Below are 18,918 nucleotides of genomic sequence, written 5' to 3' on the forward strand. Positions count from 1 at the left end.
GCTCCCCCCCCCCCCGCCCCGGGGGGGGCCCCCCTCCCCACCCCGGGGTTCTCCGGGGGCGGGGGCCCCGCCGGGGGTGCGGGGGGCTCACGGCGGGGCGCCCCCCCGCCCGGCTGCGGCGCGTCTGCCTACGCCTCGATGACCACCGGGACGATCATCGGGCGGCGGCGGTGCTTCGTGTTCACCCAGCGGCCGACGGTGCGGCGGACGACCTGCTGGAAGGCGTGCGCGTCCCGCGTGCCGTTGCCCGCCGCGTCGGCGAGCGCCTTCGCGATCTGCGGACGGACGTCGTCGAAGACGGAGTCGTCCTCAGCGAAGCCCCGCGACTGGATCTCCGGGCCGACCACGCACTGCCCCGTCGTGAAGTCCACGGCGCAGAAGATCGAGATGAAGCCCTCCTCCGCCAGGACCCGACGGTCCTTGAGGTCGGCGTCGGTGATCTCGCCCACGGTCGATCCGTCGACGTAGACGTAGCCGATGTCGAGCTGTCCGGCGACGCTCGCGACACCGTCCTTCAGGTCGACGACGATGCCGTCCTGGCCGAGGATGACGTTGCGCGGCGGCACACCCGTCTGGATCGCCAGGTCGGCGTTCGCGTACAGGTGGCGGTGCTCGCCGTGCACGGGCAGCACGTTGCGCGGGCGCAGGATGTTGTAGCAGTAGAGGAGCTCGCCGGCCGACGCGTGGCCGGAGACGTGCACCTTCGCGTTGCCCTTGTGGACCACCTTCGCGCCGAGCTTCGTCAGCCCGTCGATGACCCGGTAGACGGCGTTCTCGTTGCCCGGGATGAGGCTCGACGCGAGGATGACGGTGTCGCCCTCGCCGATCTCGATCTGGTGCTCGAGGTTCGCCATGCGCGCGAGGACGGCCATCGGCTCACCCTGCGACCCCGTCGACATGTAGACGATCTGGTCGTCCGGGACGTTCTTCGCCTTCTTCGTGTCGATGAGCACGTCGTCCGGCACCCGGAGGTAGCCGAGCTCGGCGGCGATGGTCATGTTCCGGATCATCGACCGCCCCATGAACGCGACCTTGCGGTTGGTCGCGGCGGCGGCGTCGAGGACCTGCTGCACGCGGTGGACGTGCGACGAGAAGCTGGCGACGACGACCTTCTTGCGGGCGCGGGAGATGACGTTCTCGAGCACCGGTCCGATGTCACGCTCGGGCGCGGTGAACCCGGGGACGTCGGCGTTGGTCGAGTCCGGCAGGAACAGGTCGACACCCTGCTCGCCCAGGCGGGCGAAGGCACGGAGGTCGGTGATCCGGTCGTCCAGCGGGAGCTGGTCCATCTTGAAGTCACCGGTGTGCAGCACGCGCCCGGCGGGGGTCGTGATCGCGACGGCGAGGGCGTCCGGGATGGAGTGGTTCACGGCGACGAACTCGAGGTGGAACGGACCGAGCTGTTCGGTCTGGTCCTCCTGCACGACGAGCGTGTAGGGCTTGATCCGGTGTTCCTTGAGCTTCGCCTCGACGAGCGCGAGGGTCAGCGTCGAACCGATCAGGGGGATGTCGCCCTTGAGCTTGAGCAGGTAGGGGACGGCGCCGATGTGGTCCTCGTGCCCGTGGGTGAGCACGACACCGAGGACGTCGTCGAGACGGTCCCGGATCGGCCCGAAGTCGGGGAGGATGAGGTCGACGCCCGGCTGGTGCTCCTCGGGGAAGAGCACGCCGGCGTCGACGACGAGCAGCTTGCCGTCGAACTCGTACACGGTCATGTTGCGACCGATCTCGCCGAGACCCCCGACGGGGATCACGCGGAGGGTGCCGGGTTCGAGCGGCTGCGGTGTGGAGATCTGGGTGGGCATTCGGTCCTGACTGTCGTGCGACGCGCTACCGCTGCGCCGCGTGCTTTCCTAACGTGTGGTGCCTGGCACCTTCGGCAGTGCGCCGCCGGCCGCCGCGTTGCGGTCCGGGCGGAAGTTCGAGAAGTCGGCACCGGGGATGTCCCGGACCGCTTCGAGGGAGGTCTCGATGGCGTAGGCCTCGGTGTCCTCGGGGCCGACGAGCGGCAGCCGGACGCGCGGGCTGCCGATCCGGCCGAGGCCGTGGAGCACGTACTTCGCCGCGACGGTCCCGGGGACGTGGGTCATGATCGCACGGACGAGCGGTTCGACGCGCTTGTGCTCCGCGGTGGCGGTCGCCAGGTCGCCGCGGTTCACGGCGTCGACGATCGTGCGGTACGGCGTGCTCGTGATGTTCGCCGTGACGCCGATCAGCCCGGTGGCGCCGATCGACAGATGCGGGAGCACGTTCGTGTCGTCGCCCGAGAAGTACATGAGGTCGGTGTTGTTGAGCACCCGGGAGACCTCGGCGAAGTCGCCCTTGGCGTCCTTCACGGCGAGGATGTTCGGGTGGTGCGACGCCCGCACGATGGTCTCGTACGTGATCGGGATGCCCGTGCGGCCCGGGATGTCGTACAGGATCACCGGCAGGTCGGTGGCGTCGGCGATCATCCGGAAGTGGGTGAGGACGCCCGCCTGGGTCGGCTTGTTGTAGTACGGCGTGACGATCATCACGCCGTCGGCGCCGGCCTTCTCGCTCTGCTTGTAGAGGTGGATCGCGTGCGCGGTCTCGTTGGAGCCGCCGCCCGTGATGATCTTCGCGCGGCCCGCGGCGACGGACTTGCCGACCTCGACCAGGCGGAGCTTCTCCGGGTCGGTCAGCGTGCTCGTCTCGCCGGTGGTGCCGGTGACGACGATGCCGTCGGCGCCAGCCGTGATGCAGTCGTCGATGTGCTGCTCGACGCCGGGCCAGTCGACCTCGCCGTCGGCCGTGAACGGCGTCACGAGGGCGACGAGGACCTGACCGAAGGGATTCTCACGCGGGGACACGCCCTCCAGCGTACCGGGGATGCGCGACGGCACCGCCGTCCGGTCGGACGGTGCGCGGCTCGCGGACGGTGCGACGCCGCGGCCGGCTCCGGCCGGGAGGCGCGGCGCGGCTCCGCCCGGGAGACGCGGCTCGGCTCCGCCGGGGAGACGCGGCTCGGCTCCGCCGGGGAGACGCGGCTCGGCTCCGCCCGGGAGACGCGGCTCGCGCACGGCGCACGGCTGCGGCCGGGAGGCGCGGCCCGGCTCCGTGCGGCGACTCGCGGCCCGGCGGGTGGACGCCGCGGGCTGGCGCGGTGCACAACCGGAAGCACGTCGCGCCACGGGATTGCGTGGCGCGACGTGCTTCGTGTTGTGCGCGAGCACGTCGCGCCGGCGCGCGCCGGCGCGCGCCGGCCGCGGCGGCCGCGCCGGCCGCGCCGGCCGCGCCGCCGGGCACCGCGGACGCTACGCGCGGCGGCGCGCGCCGGCCGCGGCGGCGCGCGCCGGCCGCGGCGGCGCGCGCCGGCCGCGCCGCGGGCACCGCGGACGCTACGCGCGGCGGCGCCACTCCCGGAAGCGGTAGCGGGTGGCGTCGACGCGCGACTCCTGCCACGGGCCCTCGTCGACGAGCTCCCACGCGTCGTCGAGCGCCGGCGCGCGGGTGTCTCCCGGTACGTCGCGGTCGACGATCGTCTCGGACACCCGGTCGGCGAAGGGCAGGGCGTCGGCGTAGACGGCTCCCCCGCCGATCACCCACACGGTCTCGTCGGTGTCGAGTGCGGTCGCCAGGTCGTGCACGACCTCAGCACCCTCGGCCGACCACGAGGTGTCCCGCGTCAGCACGACGTTCCGACGCCCCGGCAGTGGTCGGAACCGCGGCGGCAGTGAGTCCCAGGTGCGCCGCCCCATCACGACCACGGCGTCGCCGGTGACCTGCCGGAAGTGCGCGAGGTCCTCCGGGACGTGCCACGGGATGCCGCCGTCGGCGCCGATCACACCGGACGCGGTGCGCGCCCAGACCATGCCGACACCGCGGACGGGCTCGGTCCACCCCATCAGACGGCGACCGCGGCCTTGATCGCCGGGTGGTGCTCGTAGTCGACGATCGTGAAGTCCTCGTACACGTAGTCGTCGATCGAGTCGCGCTTCGCGATCTCGAGCGTCGGGTACGGGTACGCCGTGCGGGAGAGCTGCTCGCGGACCTGCTCGACGTGGTTGTCGTACACGTGGCAGTCGCCGCCTGTCCACACGAAGTCGCCGACCTCGAGCCCGGTCTGCGCGGCGATCATGTGCGTGAGCAGCGCGTAGGACGCGATGTTGAACGGCACGCCGAGGAACATGTCCGCGCTCCGCTGGTACAGCTGGCACGAGAGCTTGCCGTCGTTGACGTAGAACTGGAAGAACGCGTGGCAGGGGGCGAGCGCCATCTCCGGCACGTCGGCCACGTTCCAGGCCGAGACGATGAGACGACGGGAGTCCGGGTTCGTCCGGATCTGCTCGATCACCTGGGCGATCTGGTCGACGTGCTCCCCCGACGCTGTCGGCCACGAGCGCCACTGCACGCCGTAGACCGGGCCGAGGTCGCCGTCCTCGTCCGCCCACTCGTTCCAGATGCGCACGCCGTGCTCCTGCAGCCACCGGGCGTTGCCGTCGCCGCGCAGGAACCAGAGCAGCTCGTAGGCGACGGACTTGAAGTGCACGCGCTTGGTCGTGACCAGCGGGAAGCCCTGCGACAGGTCGTACCGGAGCTGCGCGCCGAAGATGCTGCGCGTGCCGGTGCCGGTGCGGTCGCCCTTCGGCGCACCCTCCTCGAGCACCCGGCGCAGCAGGTCTTCGTAGGGAGTGGGGACGGTGGGATCGGGCTGCACGGTCTCGCTCACACGGAGAGCCTACGTCCACGACACGGCGAGCCTCCGTCCACGAGGAGAACCCGGGGCTCGCTGAGTACCGTGGGCCGCATGTCGACCCAGCCGCTCTCGATCCTCGTCGCCGGTGCGTCCGGCTTCATCGGGACCCCCCTCGTCCGCGCCCTGCGCGAGGCCGGACACCACGTCACGACCCTGACCCGCAGCGAACCCCGCACCGCGAGCGCGTTCCGCTGGTCCCCCGGCACGCGACCGCTCGACCCGGCGGTGCTCGACGGCGCGGATGTCGTGATCAACCTCGCCGGCGCGAACATCGGCAGGCTGCCCTGGACCGAGTCGTACAAGCGGCAGATCCTCGACTCGCGTGTGCAGGCCACCGAGACCCTCGTCGAGGCGATGCGCCACGCGACGAACCCTCCGGCGCTCTTCCTGTCGGGGTCGGCCTCGGGCGTGTACGGCGACCGTCCCGTGGACGTCCTCGACGACGACGCCGAGGCCGGCAGGGGCTTCCTCGCCGACGTCTGCACGCAGTGGGAGGCCGCCGCGACCGCAGCCCCCGAGGGCGTCCGCGTCGTGCTGCTCCGCACCGGCATCGTGGTCGGGCAGGGCGGCGGCGCACTCGCACCCCTCGTGCCGCTCACCAAGGCGGGGCTGGGCGGCAAGCTCGGCACCGGTGGCCAGTCCTGGCCGTGGATCGCGCTGGAGGACGAGGTCGGCGCGATCGTGCACCTCGCCACCAGCCCGGAGGCCGCCGACGTGCGCGGCCCCGTCAACCTGGCCGGACCGGAGGCCGCGGTGTCGAACCGCATCACCCGCCGCGTCGCCGAGGACCTGCACCGCCCCTACCTGTTCAGCGTGCCGGCCTTCGCCCTGCGCACGCTGCTCCGCGAGGCCGCCGACGAGATGCTGCTCTCGAGCCAGCGCATGGTGCCGCGCAAGCTCACCGGCTCCGGCTACCGGTTCCGGTACGAGCGCGCCGAGGACGCGGTCGACGCGGCCTTCTGACCCGACGACCGGAACGACCCGACGAACCGGAACGACCGGAACGACCCGACGACCCGACGGACGGGAGGCCCGTGGCGGACTCCGCCACGGGCCTCCCGTCCGTCAGCGGGTCGCCGCCGCCTTCACCAGTGCGGTCCGCATCGCCGCTCGCGCGCGCTTGCGGTCACCGGCGGCGTCGTAGACGATGCCCAGTCGGTACCAGCCGCGCCAGTCCTCGGGGTCGGCCTCGACGGCGTCCCGGTACCGCGGGAACAGCTCGTCGGCTGCCTCGCGCGTTGGGCGCCCCGACGGGCGGACGGGGACGACGTCGTCCGGGGTCGCGCCCTCGCGCTCGAGTCGCGCGCCGAGCCGTGTGATGCGCAGCCCGAAGCGGACCTCGAGCACGAGCAGCAGCGCGCCGATCGCCGCGACGACGAACAGCGCGACGCCGATGCCGATGCCGATCGGCTGACCGGTCGCCACGAACGCGACCGCACGCTGACCGACGAGCCCGATGTAGAGCGCGAGCAGCAGGGTCATCAGCGCCGCTCCCCAGAACGGGGAGCGGAGGGACCGCCAGGTCGACGTCACGGCTGGCCGATGCCGAGGACGCTGCCGAGCCCGACGGTCAGGCCGCGGGCACCGACCACGGCGGACAGCGCCGCGCGGACGCCTGCGACGTACGCCACGTCGTCGTTCGTGTCGTGGCGGATCGTGACGGTCTCACCGGGGCCGCTGAGCAGCACGTCCTGCACCGCCTTCACCCCCGGCAGGCGCAGGGAGTGGATCGGGACGCTCGCCACCTGCTGCCCGCGGGCACGCTGGTCGACGTGTGGGGCGTCGACGGGACCGACCTCGCGACGGGCGTCCGCGATGAGCTCGGCGGTCCGGACGGCGGTGCCCGACGGGCTGTCGATCTTGCCCGCGTGGTGCGTCTCGACGATCTCGACGGACGGGAACCACGGCGCAGCGATCGTGGCGAGGTGCGTGGCGAGCACCGACCCGATCGAGAAGTTCGGGACGACGAGCACACCCTGGTCGGGCCGCGCCTCGAGCCCGGAGCGGAGCGTCGCGAGGCGGTCGAGCGACCAGCCGGAGGTCCCGACGAGGACGTTCGCGCCGCTCGCCAGGGCGTGGTCGACGATCGCGGGGCTCAGCGCGGGGACGGTGACGTCCACCACGACGGCTGCTCCGCCGAACATCGACGGCGGTGCCTCGTGCACGGCGTCCTTCGAGGACAGCGACGCGACGAGCTCGAAGCCGTCGAGCGACTCCACGACGGAGGCCACCAGGCCCCCGAGACGACCGGTGGCGCCGACGACGGCGACGGGAGTGACCATGACTCCATCCTAGGATCGACGCATGCCGCTCCAGGTCAGGTCCGTCCCCGCCGACGCGCCCGAGGTCGACGCGCTGCTCGACGCCTACCTCGACGAGCGCGAGGCGACCTTCCCGAGCGCGCAGGGCTCGTACTCGCGGAAGCGCACCCCGGCCGTCGAGTTCACGGCGCCGAACGGCGTGTTCGTGGTCGCGTACGAGGTCGACGAGGACGGGGCGCTCCCGATCGGGTGCGGCGGCCTGCGACGGATCGCCGCCCGTGCGGACGGCGATGCCACCCCGGACGACGACGCACGGTTCGAGGTGAAGCACGTCTACGTCTCCCCCGCCGGACGGGGTCGGGGCGTCGCGACCGCGGTGATGGACGCACTGGAGGGCGCCGCGCGGGACCTCGGCGCGACGAGCGTCGTCCTCGACACGAACGACTCGCTCGTCGCCGCGGGTGCGATGTACCGGAGCCGCGGGTACGAGCGCACCGCGGCCTTCAACGAGAACCCCAACGCGACCGCCTGGTACCGCAAGCCGGTGCGCTGACCGGTGTCGTGCCTCCCGGCCGGCCCCGTGGCGCGCTGGGTGGCGGGCCGCTAGACGGGTTGCTCGACCGGCAGACCCGTGCGGAGCTCCACCGGCAGGTGCGCCAGGTCGTTGAGGGTGACCACCTCGGCCGGCTTCGCGGAGCGGATCCGGATGATGGTGAGCGCCGTGTGCGCCACGTTGGTGCCCATCCAGCGCCACTCCGGTGCCTGGAAGGCCTCGCGGACGAACCAGCCGATCACGGCGTTGTGCGTGATGAGCAGGTCGTGGCGGTCCTCGCGCGCCGGGGTGAACCACTCGGCGACGGCGTCGCCCATCTGGGCCTGCCCGGCGACGATCTCCTCTTCCGTCACGCCGCCGTACCATCCCTGGTACGCGTGCGGCATGTCCGGCGTCGGTCCCGACGGGATGCAGTCGAAGAGCAGCGTCGAGGGCTCCGGCTGGATCGAGGGCAACCGCTGCGCGAGGTACGCAGCCGTCTCGCTCGGGGCGTCGAGCGGCGAGTGGTACACGCCGTCGAAGGGCACCCCGCCGAGGCGGTCGGCGACGAGCACTGCCTGGCGCTTGCCGCGTTCGGAGAGCTTGCCGTCGCGGAGTCCGTGCTCGGCGTCCTGGTGTTCGCCGTGCCGGACGAGGTACAGGTAGTGCGACACGTCCGTCACCCCTCGACGCCGATGGCCGCGGCGAGTTCGTCCCGCTGCACGGCTCCCACCACCGAGGTGATCGTGGGTCGGGTGAGCAGGTCGCGCGCCAGGTCGAGCACGTCGCCGGCGGTGACCCGGTCGACCCGCTGCAGCGCGGTGCCGAGATCGGTGAACTCCCCCGTGCCCAGTTCGGACCGGCCGAGGCGGGTCATCCGGGCGTCGGAGTCCTCGAGCGAGAGCGTGAGGGCTCCCTCGATCTGGCCCTTGGCACGGCGGAGCTCGTCCTCGGTGATGCCGTCGTCGACCATCCGCGCGAACTCGGCGTCGATGATCTCGACCACGCCGGCGACGTTGTCCGGGGCACAGCCGGCGTAGACGCCGAAGGCGCCGTTGTCGAGGTAGGCCGGGGCGAAGGAGGACACGGCGTAGGCGAGTCCGCGGCGCTCGCGGACCTCCTGGAAGAGGCGCGAGCTCATGCCCCCGCCGAGCACGGCGTTCAGCACGCTGAGCACCGGGCGGCGTTCGTCGCGGAGGTCCAGCCCCTGCGAACCACGGAGCATGCTGACCTGCTCGGTCGGCCGGTGCGCGACGGCGAGGCGCGGCACCGCCGGGTCGGCGACGGGCTGCGGGGAGCGCCGGGCGAGCGGCGAGGCCCGCGGGGCGTCGCGGAAGACGCGCTCGACGAGTTCGCGGAAGCGGTCGTGGTCGACGGCACCAGCGGCGGTGACGACGATGCCGTTCGGTGCGTAGTGCTCCCGGTAGTGGTCGAGGACCTCGTCGCGCCCGACGGCACGGATGCTCTCGGGTGTCCCGCCGATCGGACGGCCGAGGGGGTGCCCCTCGAAGGCAGCGGCGAAGAAGGCCTCGCCCGCGACGTCCGCCGGGTCGTCGGCGGCCATCGCCAGCTCCTCGAGGATGACGCCGCGCTCGACGGCGAAGGCGTCCGCGTCGAGCACCGAGCCGGTGACCATGTCGCCGATCACCTCGACCGCCATCGGGACGTCGGTGTCCCGGACCCGCGCGTAGTAGCAGGTGTACTCCTTGGCGGTCGCGGCGTTGTGCTCACCGCCCACGGAGTCGAACGCGATGGCGATGTCGAGTGCGCTGCGTCGACCGGTGCCCTTGAAGAGCAGGTGCTCGAGGAAGTGCGTGGACCCGAACTGCCCTTCGCGCTCGTCACGGGACCCGACACCGACCCAGAAGCCGAGGCTCGTGGAGCTCGCCCCCGGCACCGACTCGGTGAGGACCCGGACACCGGACGGCAGCACGGATCGACGGACGAAGGCACCACCGGACGTCAGGAAGGACGTGTCCTGGGCCTCGAGCGGTAACGGCACTGGCTGGTTCATCGCAGGAGAGCCTACTGACCCGGCAGGGCCGATCATCCAGATTCCACAGGCTCGCGGCGCGTGCCTCGAACTGGGGTACATTCGAGGAGGATAGAAAGACTCGTCTGTCTGTCCTCACTGTGGTACAGTCGTCACATCGGGTCGGAAGCCCCCCTAGATTCCGACCCGGTGGCTCGGGACATCAGTCCTGCGCGGCGGAGTCCCCCCACTCCCCCGCGGAGCCGATGAGTCCGAGGAGCAGCGCTGTGACGGTCGATTCCCCCCAACCGGCCGTCCAGCGTCTCCCCGGCCCGAGCACGAACCTCGCGTCGCCGGACGGGTCGAGCGTCCCCCCGGCTCCCCGCTCCGGCGGCGCGAAGGTCCGCATCCTCGAGACCGCGTCGAGACTCTTCTACGAAGAGGGCATCCGCGGCGTCGGCGTCGACCGCCTGATCTCCGAGGCGAGCGTCACGAAGGCGACGTTCTACAAGCACTACGGGTCGAAGGACAACCTGATCCTGGCCTACATCCGGGCGCAGGACGAGCGGGTGCAGCAGGCCTTCGCGCGCCTGGTCGAGGAGGCAGCCTCCCCGGTCGAGGCCGTCCGCGCCTGGGTCTCCGCCGTCTCGGACGACGTCGGCCGACCGGACTTCCGCGGCTGCGCCTTCCTCAACGCCGCTGCCGAGTACCACGATCCCCGCGACCCGGTCCGCCAGGTCGTCGCCGCGCACCGCGACTGGTACACGGAACAGCTCTTCGCGCTGCTGCAGCGCGCCGGACACCCGATGCCGGGCGACGGCGCCGATGAGCTCATGCTCGCGCGCGACGGCGTCATGGCCGGTGCGTACGCCGGCGACGCCATCGCGGCCACCGCCGCGCTCGGGCGGGTCGTCGAGCGCGTCATCACGCGCTGACCGGGACGGGCGCACCCGACGCCTCCCGGGTGGGCAGCGGACGGCCGGGAGGCACGTGGCGGCGACGTCCCGCGCCTCCCGTCCGTCCCATCCACGGGACAGGACGCGGGTGTTGGCTGGACGCATGGCCAACGACCCCAACTGGAACCTCCCCGAGGTCCCCTCGTTCACCCTGACCAGCCCCGACTTCAGCGACGGTGGCGCACTGCCCGACTGGGCACGCGGCTCCGACGCCGGTGGTGAGGACCGCTCCCCCGCGCTCGAGTGGTCCGGCGCCCCCGACGGCACGCAGAGCTACGTCCTCACCGTGTACGACCCCGACGCGCCGACCGGCTCGGGCTTCTGGCACTGGAGCCTGACGGACGTCCCGGCCTCGACCACGTCGCTCCCGCAGGGCGCCGGGACCGACGACGCGCTGCTGCCCGCCGAGGCGCTGCGGCGTCGCAACGAGTACGGCACGGACACCTTCCTCGGTGCCGCCCCGCCCGCCGGCCACGGTCCGCACCGCTACGTCTTCACCGTCAGCGCCCTCGACGTGCCGGTGCTCGAGGCCCCCGCCGACGCCACGCCGGCGGTCGTCGGCTTCCTGCTCCGCGAGCACCTGCTCGGCCGCGCGCAGCTCACCGGCACGCAGGAGACGCCCGCCTCCTGACGCCGCCCGGGACACGGCGACGGCCGCCGCTCCAGCAGGAGCGGCGGCCGTCGTCGTGTCAGCAGCGCGAGGCGCGAGGGATCAACCCTCGGCGTTGTCCTCGGTGTGCTTCTCGTGGCCCTCGCGGCCCTCGGTGTCCACCTCGTCGGCGACGACCGGCGCGAGCGAGAGCTTGCCGCGGTCGTCCACCTTGGTGACCTCGACCAGGACCTTCTGGCCGACGCCGAGCACGTCCTCGACGTTCTCCACGCGCTTGCCACCGGCGAGCTTGCGGACCTCGGAGACGTGGAGCAGACCGTCGCGGCCCGGGAGCAGCGACACGAAGGCACCGAACGTCGCGATCTTGACGACCGTGCCGAGGAACTGGTCCCCGATCTCCGGGTTCGTCGGGTTCGCGATGGCGTTGACCTGCGCACGGGCGGCCTCGGCCGACGGGCCGTCGACGGCGCCGATGTAGACGGTGCCGTCGTCCTCGATCGAGATGTCGGCGCCGGTCTCGTCCTGGATCCCGTTGATCGTCTTGCCCTTCGGGCCGATCAGCTCGCCGATCTTGTCGACGGGGATCTGCACCGAGATGACGCGCGGAGCGGTGTCCGCCATCTCGTCGGGGGCGTCGATCGCCTCGGTGAGCACACCGAGGATGGCCGAGCGGGCCTCCTTGGCCTGCTTCAGCGCGGCGTCGAGGACCGACGACGGGATGCCGTCGAGCTTCGTGTCGAGCTGGATGGCGGTGACGAACTCGGAGGTACCGGCGACCTTGAAGTCCATGTCGCCGAGGGCGTCCTCGGCACCGAGGATGTCGGTCAGCGCCGCGTAGCGGGTCTGGCCGTCGACGGTGTCGGAGACGAGGCCCATCGCGATGCCCGCGACCGGCGCGCGCAGCGGCACACCTGCGTTGAGGAGCGACAGGGTCGAGGCGCAGACGGAGCCCATCGACGTCGAACCGTTGGAGCCGAGGGCCTCGGACACCTGACGGATGGCGTAGGGGAACTCCTCGCGCGACGGCAGCACCGGCACGAGGGCGCGCTCGGCGAGGAAGCCGTGCCCGATCTCGCGACGCTTCGGCGAACCGACGCGACCGGTCTCACCCGTCGAGTACGGCGGGAAGTTGTAGTGGTGCAGGTAGCGCTTCTTCGTGACGGGCGACAGCGAGTCGATCTGCTGCTCCATCTTGAGCATGTTCAGCGTGGTGACGCCGAGGATCTGCGTCTCGCCGCGCTGGAAGATCGCCGAGCCGTGGACGCGCGGGATCACGGCGACCTCGGCGTCGAGCGGACGGATGTCGGCGAGGCCGCGACCGTCCATGCGGACCTGCTCGGTCAGGATGCGGCCGCGGACGACCTTCTTCGTGACCGACTTGTACGCACCGCTGACCTGGCCGTTGGCGGACTCGGGGAGCTCCCCGGCCTCGACCTTGGCGGCGACGGCCTCCTTGACGCGGGCCTTCAGGGCGTCGTCCTTGTCCTGACGCTCGAGCTTGCCGGCGATCTGGTAGACGTCCTTGAGCTCGTCGAGGGCGAGGGCCTCGACGGCGGAGTAGACCTCGGGGGCGTACGGCGGGAAGACCGGGTAGTCCTGGATCTCCTTGGCCGACTGTGCGGCCATCTTCGCCTGCGCCTCGACGAGGACCTTGAGGAACGGCTTGGCCGCCTCGAGGCCCTGCGCGACGATCGCCTCGTCGGGCTTGGTGGCGCCGCCCTGGATGAGGCCCCAGGCGTGCTCGGTCGCCTCCGCCTCGACCATCATGATCGCGACGTCCTCGTTGCCCTGGTCGTCGGTGACGACACGGCCGGCGACGGTGAGGTCGAAGACCGCTTCCTCGAGCTGCGAGGCCTTCGGGAACGCGACCCACTGGTCGCCGATGAGCGCGAGGCGCACACCGGCGATCGGACCGGAGAACGGCAGACCGGAGATCTGCGTCGACGCGGACGCCGCGTTGATCGCGAGCGCGTCGTAGAACTCGTCCGGCGCGATGCTCAGGACGGTGATGACGATCTGGACCTCGTTGCGCAGGCCGTCGACGAACGACGGGCGCAGCGGCCGGTCGATGAGACGGCAGACGAGGATCGCCTCGGTGCTCGGACGGCCCTCGCGACGGAAGAACGAACCGGGGATCTTGCCGGCGGCGTACGAGCGTTCCTCGACGTCGACCGTCAGCGGGAAGAAGTCGAAGCCCTCACGCGGGTGCTTGCCGGCGCTGGTGGCCGAGAGGAGCATGGTCTCCTCGTCGAGGTACGCGGCGACCGCGCCCTGGGCCTGCTGTGCGAGGCGGCCGGTCTCGAACCGGACGACGCGCTTGCCGAACTTGCCGTTGTCGATGACGGCTTCGGCGAACTTGATCTCGGGACCCTCCAAAAGGGTGCCTCCTTGACGTGTTCGGCAGACCTGGGCGACGGCACTCGTGGTGCGTGCGCGCCGAGGGGTCGGGGCGCATGTCTGGCCAGCAGTAGAAGCACTCGGGACTCCGAACGGCCCGCGAGCCACCACCGATGACCAGCTCCGTGCCCGGTCTGCGCAGTGTTGTGTGCCAGCTCCGCGAGTGTGACGTCCGGAGCGTGACGTCCGGAGAACGGTCCCCGGACGATGAGGACTTTACCAGTCCTCAGGCACCCGGCGGGTGTTGCTCCTGGCGAACGGGCGTGTCCCCGGTAGCCTGCCGACATGCGCACCAGTCCTCGCCGGCGCGTGCTCGTCGCGGCCGCCGTGGTCGTGGGCGCGCTCGTCGCACCGGTCGTCATCGCCCTGCCCGCGAGCGCGTCGACGACGGAGTACCCCACGTGGCAGGACGTGCAGCGTGCGAAGGGGGACGAGCAGGCCGCGGCTGCCGAGGCGACGAAGGTGCAGGCGGCACTGCGGTCCGTGCAGGCCGACGCCGCGGCGAAGTCACAGACCGCCCTCGACGCCTCCGAGGCCGCCGACCGTGCCGAGGCGGACCTCGCGTCGGCGACGCAGACCGCCACGGCGCTCCGGTCCCAGGCCGACACCGCCGAGCGCACCGCCACCCAGGCGCAGGACCGTGCGGGGCAGCTCGCCGCGACCCTGTACCGGGACGGCAGCCAGAACGCGATGACCACGCGCATCGCCACCACGGACGACCCGGACCAGCTGCTCTACCAGCTCGGCGCCGTCGACCAGCTCTCGAGCACGTGGGAGGGCGTCCTCGAGGACGCCTCGGTCGCCGGCCGCACGGCGGAGTCGCTGCACGACCAGGCCGAGCGCGCCGAGTCCGAGCGGAGCACCCTCGCCGCCGCCGCCGAGGAACGGTCCGCCACGGCCCGGACAGCCTCCGACGCCGCCGAGCGGGCCGTCGCCGACACCCAGCAGCACAGCGACGAGCTCTACGCGCAGCTGGCGACCCTGAAGGACACCACCGCCACGACCGAGCAGCGGTACGAGCTCGGCGTGCAGGTCGCCGCACAGAAGGCCGCGCAGCAGCGGGCGCGCGAGCGAGCCGCCGCAGCAGCAGCCCAGCGCGCGGCGGCGGCAGCCGCCCCCTCAGCCCCGGCGCCGGTCGCGACCAGCGGCGGGACCGACACGTCGTACCCGAGCACGGGCGGCGTCACGGTCGACCCGGCCGGTGCGCAGGCGTACGCACGCAGTGCGATCGGCGCCTACGGCTGGGGCGGCGACCAGTTCTCGTGCCTGGTCTCCCTCTGGAACCAGGAGTCGGGCTGGCGGGCCAACGCCCTCAACGCCTCGAGCGGTGCGTACGGCATCCCACAGTCACTGCCCGCGAACAAGATGGCGGTCGCCGGGGCGGACTGGCGGACGAACGCCGCCACCCAGGTCAACTGGGGGCTGGCGTACATCCACGACGCCTACGGCTCGCCCTGCGCGGCGTGGAACCACGAGATGAGCGTCAACCCGCACTGGTACTGACCGGCCGACACCGTCCGGTACCGCGGGTCAGTCGCCGAGGCCACCGAGCAGGGACGCGAAGTCGGTCGGCGCGGCGAGCGTCTCCTGCTGCGGCGTCCGCCGGGAGGCGCGGATCGCCCAGGCCAGGTCGGCCCCGGCCCGGCGGATGCGTGCGTCCAGCGCGGCGGAGTCCGCCTCGCTCCCCCAGTCGTCGGTCGCGGCGAAGACACCGGTCGGTACGACGGCGGCGCGCAGGTACGCGAACACCGGGCGGAGGGCGTGGTCGATCGCGAGCGAGTGCCGTGCGGTGCCCCCGGTCGCCGCGAGCAGCACCGGCAGGTCGGTCACGCCGTCCTTGTCGAGCACGTCGAGGAACGACTTCGCCAGACCGCTCATCCCCGCGGTGAAGACCGGCGTGACGAAGACGAGCGCGTCGGCCTCGAGCACGGTGCGCTGAGCGGCGGCCAGGCCCGGTGCGGCGAACCCGGTGAGCATCGCGTCGACGATCTCGTGGGCGATCGGACGCAGCTCGACGTGGCGGACGTCCACCGTGCCTCCCGGCTGGTCGGCCGAGACGGCGGTGACCGCGGACCCGGCGAGCCGGTCCGCGAGCAGGCGGGTGGAGCTGGGCTCGGAGAGCCCGGCGGAGACGACGGCGATGGTGGTCATGACAGTTCCCGACTTTCGATGCGTTTGCATGAACATCGTACCGAACCGTGGCCGGGGGGCAACCATTCCCGGTCGTGGCCGGCCGGGGACGAGGAACGCCCCGGTCCTCACGAGGAGGACCGGGGCGTTCGGTCACGCAGTGTCTGCGAGTCGACTAGCGACGCAGGCCGAGGCGCTCGATGAGCGCACGGTAGCGGCTGATGTCGACGTCGGAGAGGTACCCGAGGAGACGGCGACGCTGACCGACCATGAGCAGCAGACCACGACGCGAGTGGTGGTCGTGCTTGTGCTCCTTGAGGTGCTCGTTCAGGTCGTTGATGCGACGCGTCAGAACGGCGACCTGGACCTCGGGGGATCCGGTGTCGCCCGGGTGGGTCGCGTACTCTTCGATGATCTCCTGCTTGACCTTCGCGTCAAGTGCCATGGATGATCCCCTTCCTGTCCGTTGCGCGGTGCTCATGCCTGATGCATGGGCGCTCTTTGTCCGCGGCCGTTCGACGGCAACCGGACGAGACTACCAGAGATCAGGCAGGGCGGGCGCGCAGCCGCTGCCGTCGCGGCACCGGCAGCAGGCTCCGGACGAGCCCGACGAGGGTGGCACCGAGCAGCCCGCCGAGACCGTTCGACAGCACGTCCCGCGGGTCCGCGACCCGGTACGGCAGGAAGCGGGCCTGCGCGAGCTCGATCCCGACCGACAGCACGACCGCGACCACGGCGCCCAGCAGCCACCAGCGACGCGGCAGCCACAGCGCTGCGATCATCCCGACGGGGACGAACATCCCGATGTTCGCGAGGAACTCGACCCGGTCGTAGGTGAACCAGGCACCGTGCGGCAGCTGCTGCAGCCAACCGATCACGTGCAGCACGAGCTCGTCCTGCGCGTGCGTGAAGACCCGCGGCGTGAGGGTCATCCGCCAGATCACCCAGGCGTAGCCGGCGGTGAGGGCGAGCAGCAGGAGCTTCCGGAACATCCGGTCAGTATCGCTGCCGGCTCCTGGCAGCAGGCCGCGCCCCACCTGGGCGGACGCCGGGCCACCCTGGCACGACGCTGTGGCCTGCTGCCAGCATGGACGCATGCCGGAGCAGGGGAAGCGCGGCCGCACCAGGGGCAGCGGACGACGACAGTGGGCGGTGCTCGCCGTCGGAGCGGTCGTCGCCGTGGCCGTGGGCGGGCTCGTCCTCTCCACGGTGTCGGGGTCCGACGACGGTCCGGACGACACCGGCATCCCCGGCGCGACGACGACGAGGAGCAACAGTGTCGAGCCGGGCCGGGCGATCGCGGAGCGCGAGTCGGCCGCGGCCGCGTTCCCGGGCGGCCTGGCCCACCAGCCGGACCAGGACGGACAGGCTGCGCGCCGAGCCGCCGAGGCCCGGGCGGACGGCGAGCGCGCGACCGCCGAGCAGATCGACGTCATCGCGGACCAGCCCGTCGCGACCTGGCTGACGAACCCCTCCGAGTCCGTCACCCGACAGGTCGTCCGGCGGGTGGTCCGCAATGCCGAGCAGCAGCACCGCACGCCCGTCTTCGTCCTCTACGCGATCCCGGACCGCGACTGCGGCAGCTACTCCGCCGGCGGCACCGCCGAGGACGCCTACCTGCCGTGGGTGCGGTCGGCCGTCCGGGCGATGGCCGGCTCGCACGCGGTCGTGCTCGTCGAACCGGACTCGATCGCGCAGATCCACGTCTGCGAGCGCCTCGGCCGGGAGCGCCTGCGACTGCTGGACCGCGCCGTGGACGAGCTCGCCGGACACGGGTTGACGGTGTACCTCGACGGCGGCAACGAGGACCGGGTCCCCGTCACCGAGATGGCACGGTGGCTGCGGGCGGCCGGGGTCGACCGGACGCAGGGCTTCGCGACGAACGTCTCGAACTTCTACCGGGTGGACACGGAACGCGCGTACGCCGACCGGTTGGCGGATGCGATCGGTGGCGACCCGCACTTCGTGATCGACGTCTCGCGGAACGGGCAGGGCTGGCGCGGCACCTGGTGCAACCCCGAGGGTGCGGGACTCGGACAGGCACCGCACGTCACCGCGGGGTCCACCCGGCTCGACGCCCTGCTCTGGGTGAAGACGCCCGGGCTCAGCGACGGCACCTGCAACGGCGGACCGGCGGCCGGGCAGTGGTGGGAGTCGTACGCCCTGGCGCTGGTGGAGCACCGCCAGCGCGACTGACCCACCGGGCCCCCGCAGTCGCAGCCGGCCAGCCGCTCCGGACCGGGCAGCACCGTCGTCGGTCGTCGGTGGTTCCATGGCGCCATGACCGCCACCCGCCGCCACTCCGTCGTCCCGCCGTACCTGCTGCGCGCCGTCGCCGCCGCGTCGGAGCACCCCCGCGCGGCCTCGGCGGCACGGACCGCGCTCGCCGAGATGGACGTCGTCACCGCTCCGAAGCACGAGCACCGCGTCCGACCGCAGGGCATCAGCGGCTCGGTCGACCGCTCACCGCAGCGCACCGTCGCCGACGCGCGCGGCACGACCACCCTGCCCGGCACGGTCGTCCGGAGCGAGGGCGACCCCGACTCCGGTGACGCCGCGGTCGACGAGGCGTACGCCGGACTCGGCGCGACGCACGCGTTCTGGCTCGACGTGTTCGGCCGGGTGTCGATCGACGGCGCAGGGCTCCCGCTCGACGCCACGGTGCACTACGGGCAGGACTACGACAACGCCTACTGGGACGGGCGGCGCATGGTGTTCGGCGACGGTGACGACGAGGTGTTCCGGCGCTTCACGATCGCGCTCGACGTCATCGGCCACGAGCTGGCCCACGGCGTGACCCAGTACACCGCCGACCTGACGTACCAGGGGCAGTCGGGCGCGCTGAACGAGTCGGTCAGCGACGTGTTCGGCTCCCTGGTCGCGCAGTACGCCGCGGGGCAGACCGCCGACCAGGCGACGTGGCTCATCGGCGAGGGGCTCTTCACCGACGCCGTGCACGGCGTGGCACTCCGGTCGATGCGGGCGCCGGGTACCGCGTACGACGACCCGGTGCTCGGGAAGGACCCGCAGCCGGCGACCATGGCCGACTACGTCGAGACCACCGAGGACTCCGGCGGCGTGCACCTGAACTCGGGCATCCCGAACCACGCGTTCTTCCTCGCCGCGACCACCATCGGCGGGTACGCGTGGGAGGGCGCGGGAGCCGTCTGGTGGGACGCCCTGATGTCGCCCGAGACGACCGAGGACATCGACTTCGCCGGCTTCGCACGGGTCACGGTCGATGCCGCCGCGGCACGCTTCGGGCAGGGCTCGACGGAGCACGCCGCGGTCGAGGACGCCTGGCGGAGCGTCGGCGTGCTCACCGGTCCGTGACGGCGTAGAA

General features: G+C 72.3%; 19 protein-coding genes. 7 read left to right on the forward strand and 12 right to left on the reverse strand.

Annotated features, from left to right (window positions below; genetic code table 11):
• Nucleotides 1–128 precede the first annotated feature (128 nt).
• The 4 genes from J2X59_RS15205 to J2X59_RS15220 all read right to left on the reverse strand — a co-directional run bounded on the left by J2X59_RS15205 (nt 129) and on the right by J2X59_RS15220 (nt 4,690).
• Nucleotides 129–1,805, reverse strand: coding sequence for a ribonuclease J (locus J2X59_RS15205; protein ID WP_271826491.1), 1,677 nt, complete (start codon nt 1,803–1,805; stop codon nt 129–131).
• 48 nt (nt 1,806–1,853) lie between these two features.
• Nucleotides 1,854–2,831, reverse strand: coding sequence for a 4-hydroxy-tetrahydrodipicolinate synthase (gene dapA / locus J2X59_RS15210; RefSeq protein WP_058730183.1), 978 nt, complete (start codon nt 2,829–2,831; stop codon nt 1,854–1,856).
• A 528-nt stretch (nt 2,832–3,359) separates the two neighbouring features.
• Entirely contained in the window at nt 3,360–3,866 is a 507-nt protein-coding gene (locus J2X59_RS15215) for a dihydrofolate reductase (protein ID WP_326497228.1), read from the reverse strand.
• Nucleotides 3,866–4,690, reverse strand: coding sequence for a thymidylate synthase (locus tag J2X59_RS15220; RefSeq protein WP_326497229.1), 825 nt, complete (start codon nt 4,688–4,690; stop codon nt 3,866–3,868). The genes J2X59_RS15215 and J2X59_RS15220 overlap by 1 nt, the downstream gene beginning before the upstream one ends.
• Nucleotides 4,691–4,768: 78 nt before the next feature.
• Here J2X59_RS15220 and J2X59_RS15225 point away from each other — a divergent pair, with 78 nt between their 5' ends.
• On the forward strand, nt 4,769–5,680 hold the full coding sequence (locus tag J2X59_RS15225) for a TIGR01777 family oxidoreductase (protein ID WP_326497230.1): 912 nt from the start codon (nt 4,769–4,771) through the stop codon (nt 5,678–5,680).
• Between the two features lie 102 nt (nt 5,681–5,782).
• On the opposite strand, the gene J2X59_RS15230 is transcribed toward J2X59_RS15225, so the two are convergent.
• A complete protein-coding gene (locus J2X59_RS15230) occupies nt 5,783–6,250 on the reverse strand; it encodes a hypothetical protein (RefSeq protein ID WP_442781439.1) in 468 nt (155 codons plus the stop codon).
• Complete coding sequence (locus J2X59_RS15235) at nt 6,247–6,999, reverse strand: 4-hydroxy-tetrahydrodipicolinate reductase (protein WP_326497231.1); 753 nt, start codon at nt 6,997–6,999, stop codon at nt 6,247–6,249. The genes J2X59_RS15230 and J2X59_RS15235 overlap by 4 nt, the downstream gene beginning before the upstream one ends.
• Nucleotides 7,000–7,021: 22 nt before the next feature.
• On the opposite strand from J2X59_RS15235, the gene J2X59_RS15240 reads away from it, so the two are divergent.
• Nucleotides 7,022–7,531 carry a GNAT family N-acetyltransferase gene (locus J2X59_RS15240; RefSeq protein WP_251154818.1) on the forward strand — a complete coding sequence of 170 codons (510 nt, stop codon included), beginning with the start codon at nt 7,022–7,024 and terminating at the stop codon, nt 7,529–7,531.
• A gap of 50 nt (nt 7,532–7,581) precedes the next feature.
• On the opposite strand, the gene J2X59_RS15245 is transcribed toward J2X59_RS15240, so the two are convergent.
• The gene (locus tag J2X59_RS15245; protein WP_066657952.1) at nt 7,582–8,184 is read right to left on the reverse strand and encodes a histidine phosphatase family protein; all 603 of its coding nucleotides are present in this window, start codon (nt 8,182–8,184) and stop codon (nt 7,582–7,584) included.
• 5 nt (nt 8,185–8,189) lie between these two features.
• Complete coding sequence (locus tag J2X59_RS15250; protein WP_326497232.1) at nt 8,190–9,524, reverse strand: M16 family metallopeptidase; 1,335 nt, start codon at nt 9,522–9,524, stop codon at nt 8,190–8,192.
• A 245-nt stretch (nt 9,525–9,769) separates the two neighbouring features.
• Between J2X59_RS15250 and J2X59_RS15255 the strand changes: the two genes are divergently transcribed.
• Nucleotides 9,770–10,417: a TetR/AcrR family transcriptional regulator gene (locus tag J2X59_RS15255; protein WP_066653259.1), complete on the forward strand. Its 648-nt coding sequence runs from the start codon at nt 9,770–9,772 to the stop codon at nt 10,415–10,417.
• A 124-nt stretch (nt 10,418–10,541) separates the two neighbouring features.
• Nucleotides 10,542–11,069, forward strand: a complete 528-nt coding sequence (locus J2X59_RS15260; RefSeq protein ID WP_066653256.1) for a YbhB/YbcL family Raf kinase inhibitor-like protein — start codon at nt 10,542–10,544, stop codon at nt 11,067–11,069.
• 81 nt (nt 11,070–11,150) lie between these two features.
• Here the strand turns inward: J2X59_RS15260 and J2X59_RS15265 are convergent, their stop codons facing one another.
• Nucleotides 11,151–13,424, reverse strand: coding sequence for a polyribonucleotide nucleotidyltransferase (locus J2X59_RS15265; RefSeq protein WP_066653253.1), 2,274 nt, complete (start codon nt 13,422–13,424; stop codon nt 11,151–11,153).
• 306 nt (nt 13,425–13,730) lie between these two features.
• Between J2X59_RS15265 and J2X59_RS15270 the strand changes: the two genes are divergently transcribed.
• A complete protein-coding gene (locus J2X59_RS15270; protein WP_326497233.1) occupies nt 13,731–14,948 on the forward strand; it encodes a coiled-coil domain-containing protein in 1,218 nt (405 codons plus the stop codon).
• A 27-nt stretch (nt 14,949–14,975) separates the two neighbouring features.
• Here the strand turns inward: J2X59_RS15270 and J2X59_RS15275 are convergent, their stop codons facing one another.
• From J2X59_RS15275 to J2X59_RS15285, 3 genes are all read right to left on the reverse strand, one after another.
• Nucleotides 14,976–15,596 (reverse strand): CE1759 family FMN reductase, encoded by a 621-nt coding sequence (locus J2X59_RS15275; RefSeq protein WP_326497234.1) that lies wholly within the window; start codon nt 15,594–15,596, stop codon nt 14,976–14,978.
• Between the two features lie 154 nt (nt 15,597–15,750).
• Nucleotides 15,751–16,020 carry a 30S ribosomal protein S15 gene (rpsO, locus tag J2X59_RS15280; RefSeq protein WP_058742593.1) on the reverse strand — a complete coding sequence of 90 codons (270 nt, stop codon included), beginning with the start codon at nt 16,018–16,020 and terminating at the stop codon, nt 15,751–15,753.
• Nucleotides 16,021–16,120: 100 nt separating this feature from the next.
• Nucleotides 16,121–16,567, reverse strand: a complete 447-nt coding sequence (locus J2X59_RS15285) for a VanZ family protein (RefSeq protein ID WP_066653249.1) — start codon at nt 16,565–16,567, stop codon at nt 16,121–16,123.
• Between the two features lie 103 nt (nt 16,568–16,670).
• On the opposite strand from J2X59_RS15285, the gene J2X59_RS15290 reads away from it, so the two are divergent.
• Both J2X59_RS15290 and J2X59_RS15295 read left to right on the forward strand, forming a co-directional pair.
• Nucleotides 16,671–17,771 (forward strand): glycoside hydrolase family 6 protein, encoded by a 1,101-nt coding sequence (locus J2X59_RS15290; RefSeq protein WP_326497235.1) that lies wholly within the window; start codon nt 16,671–16,673, stop codon nt 17,769–17,771.
• A gap of 84 nt (nt 17,772–17,855) precedes the next feature.
• Nucleotides 17,856–18,908: a M4 family metallopeptidase gene (locus J2X59_RS15295; RefSeq protein ID WP_326497236.1), complete on the forward strand. Its 1,053-nt coding sequence runs from the start codon at nt 17,856–17,858 to the stop codon at nt 18,906–18,908.
• The last annotated feature ends 10 nt before the right edge of the window (nt 18,909–18,918 follow it).

Origin of the sequence: Curtobacterium sp. 260 (assembly GCF_030803485.1) — a bacterium.
Classification (GTDB): domain Bacteria; phylum Actinomycetota; class Actinomycetes; order Actinomycetales; family Microbacteriaceae; genus Curtobacterium.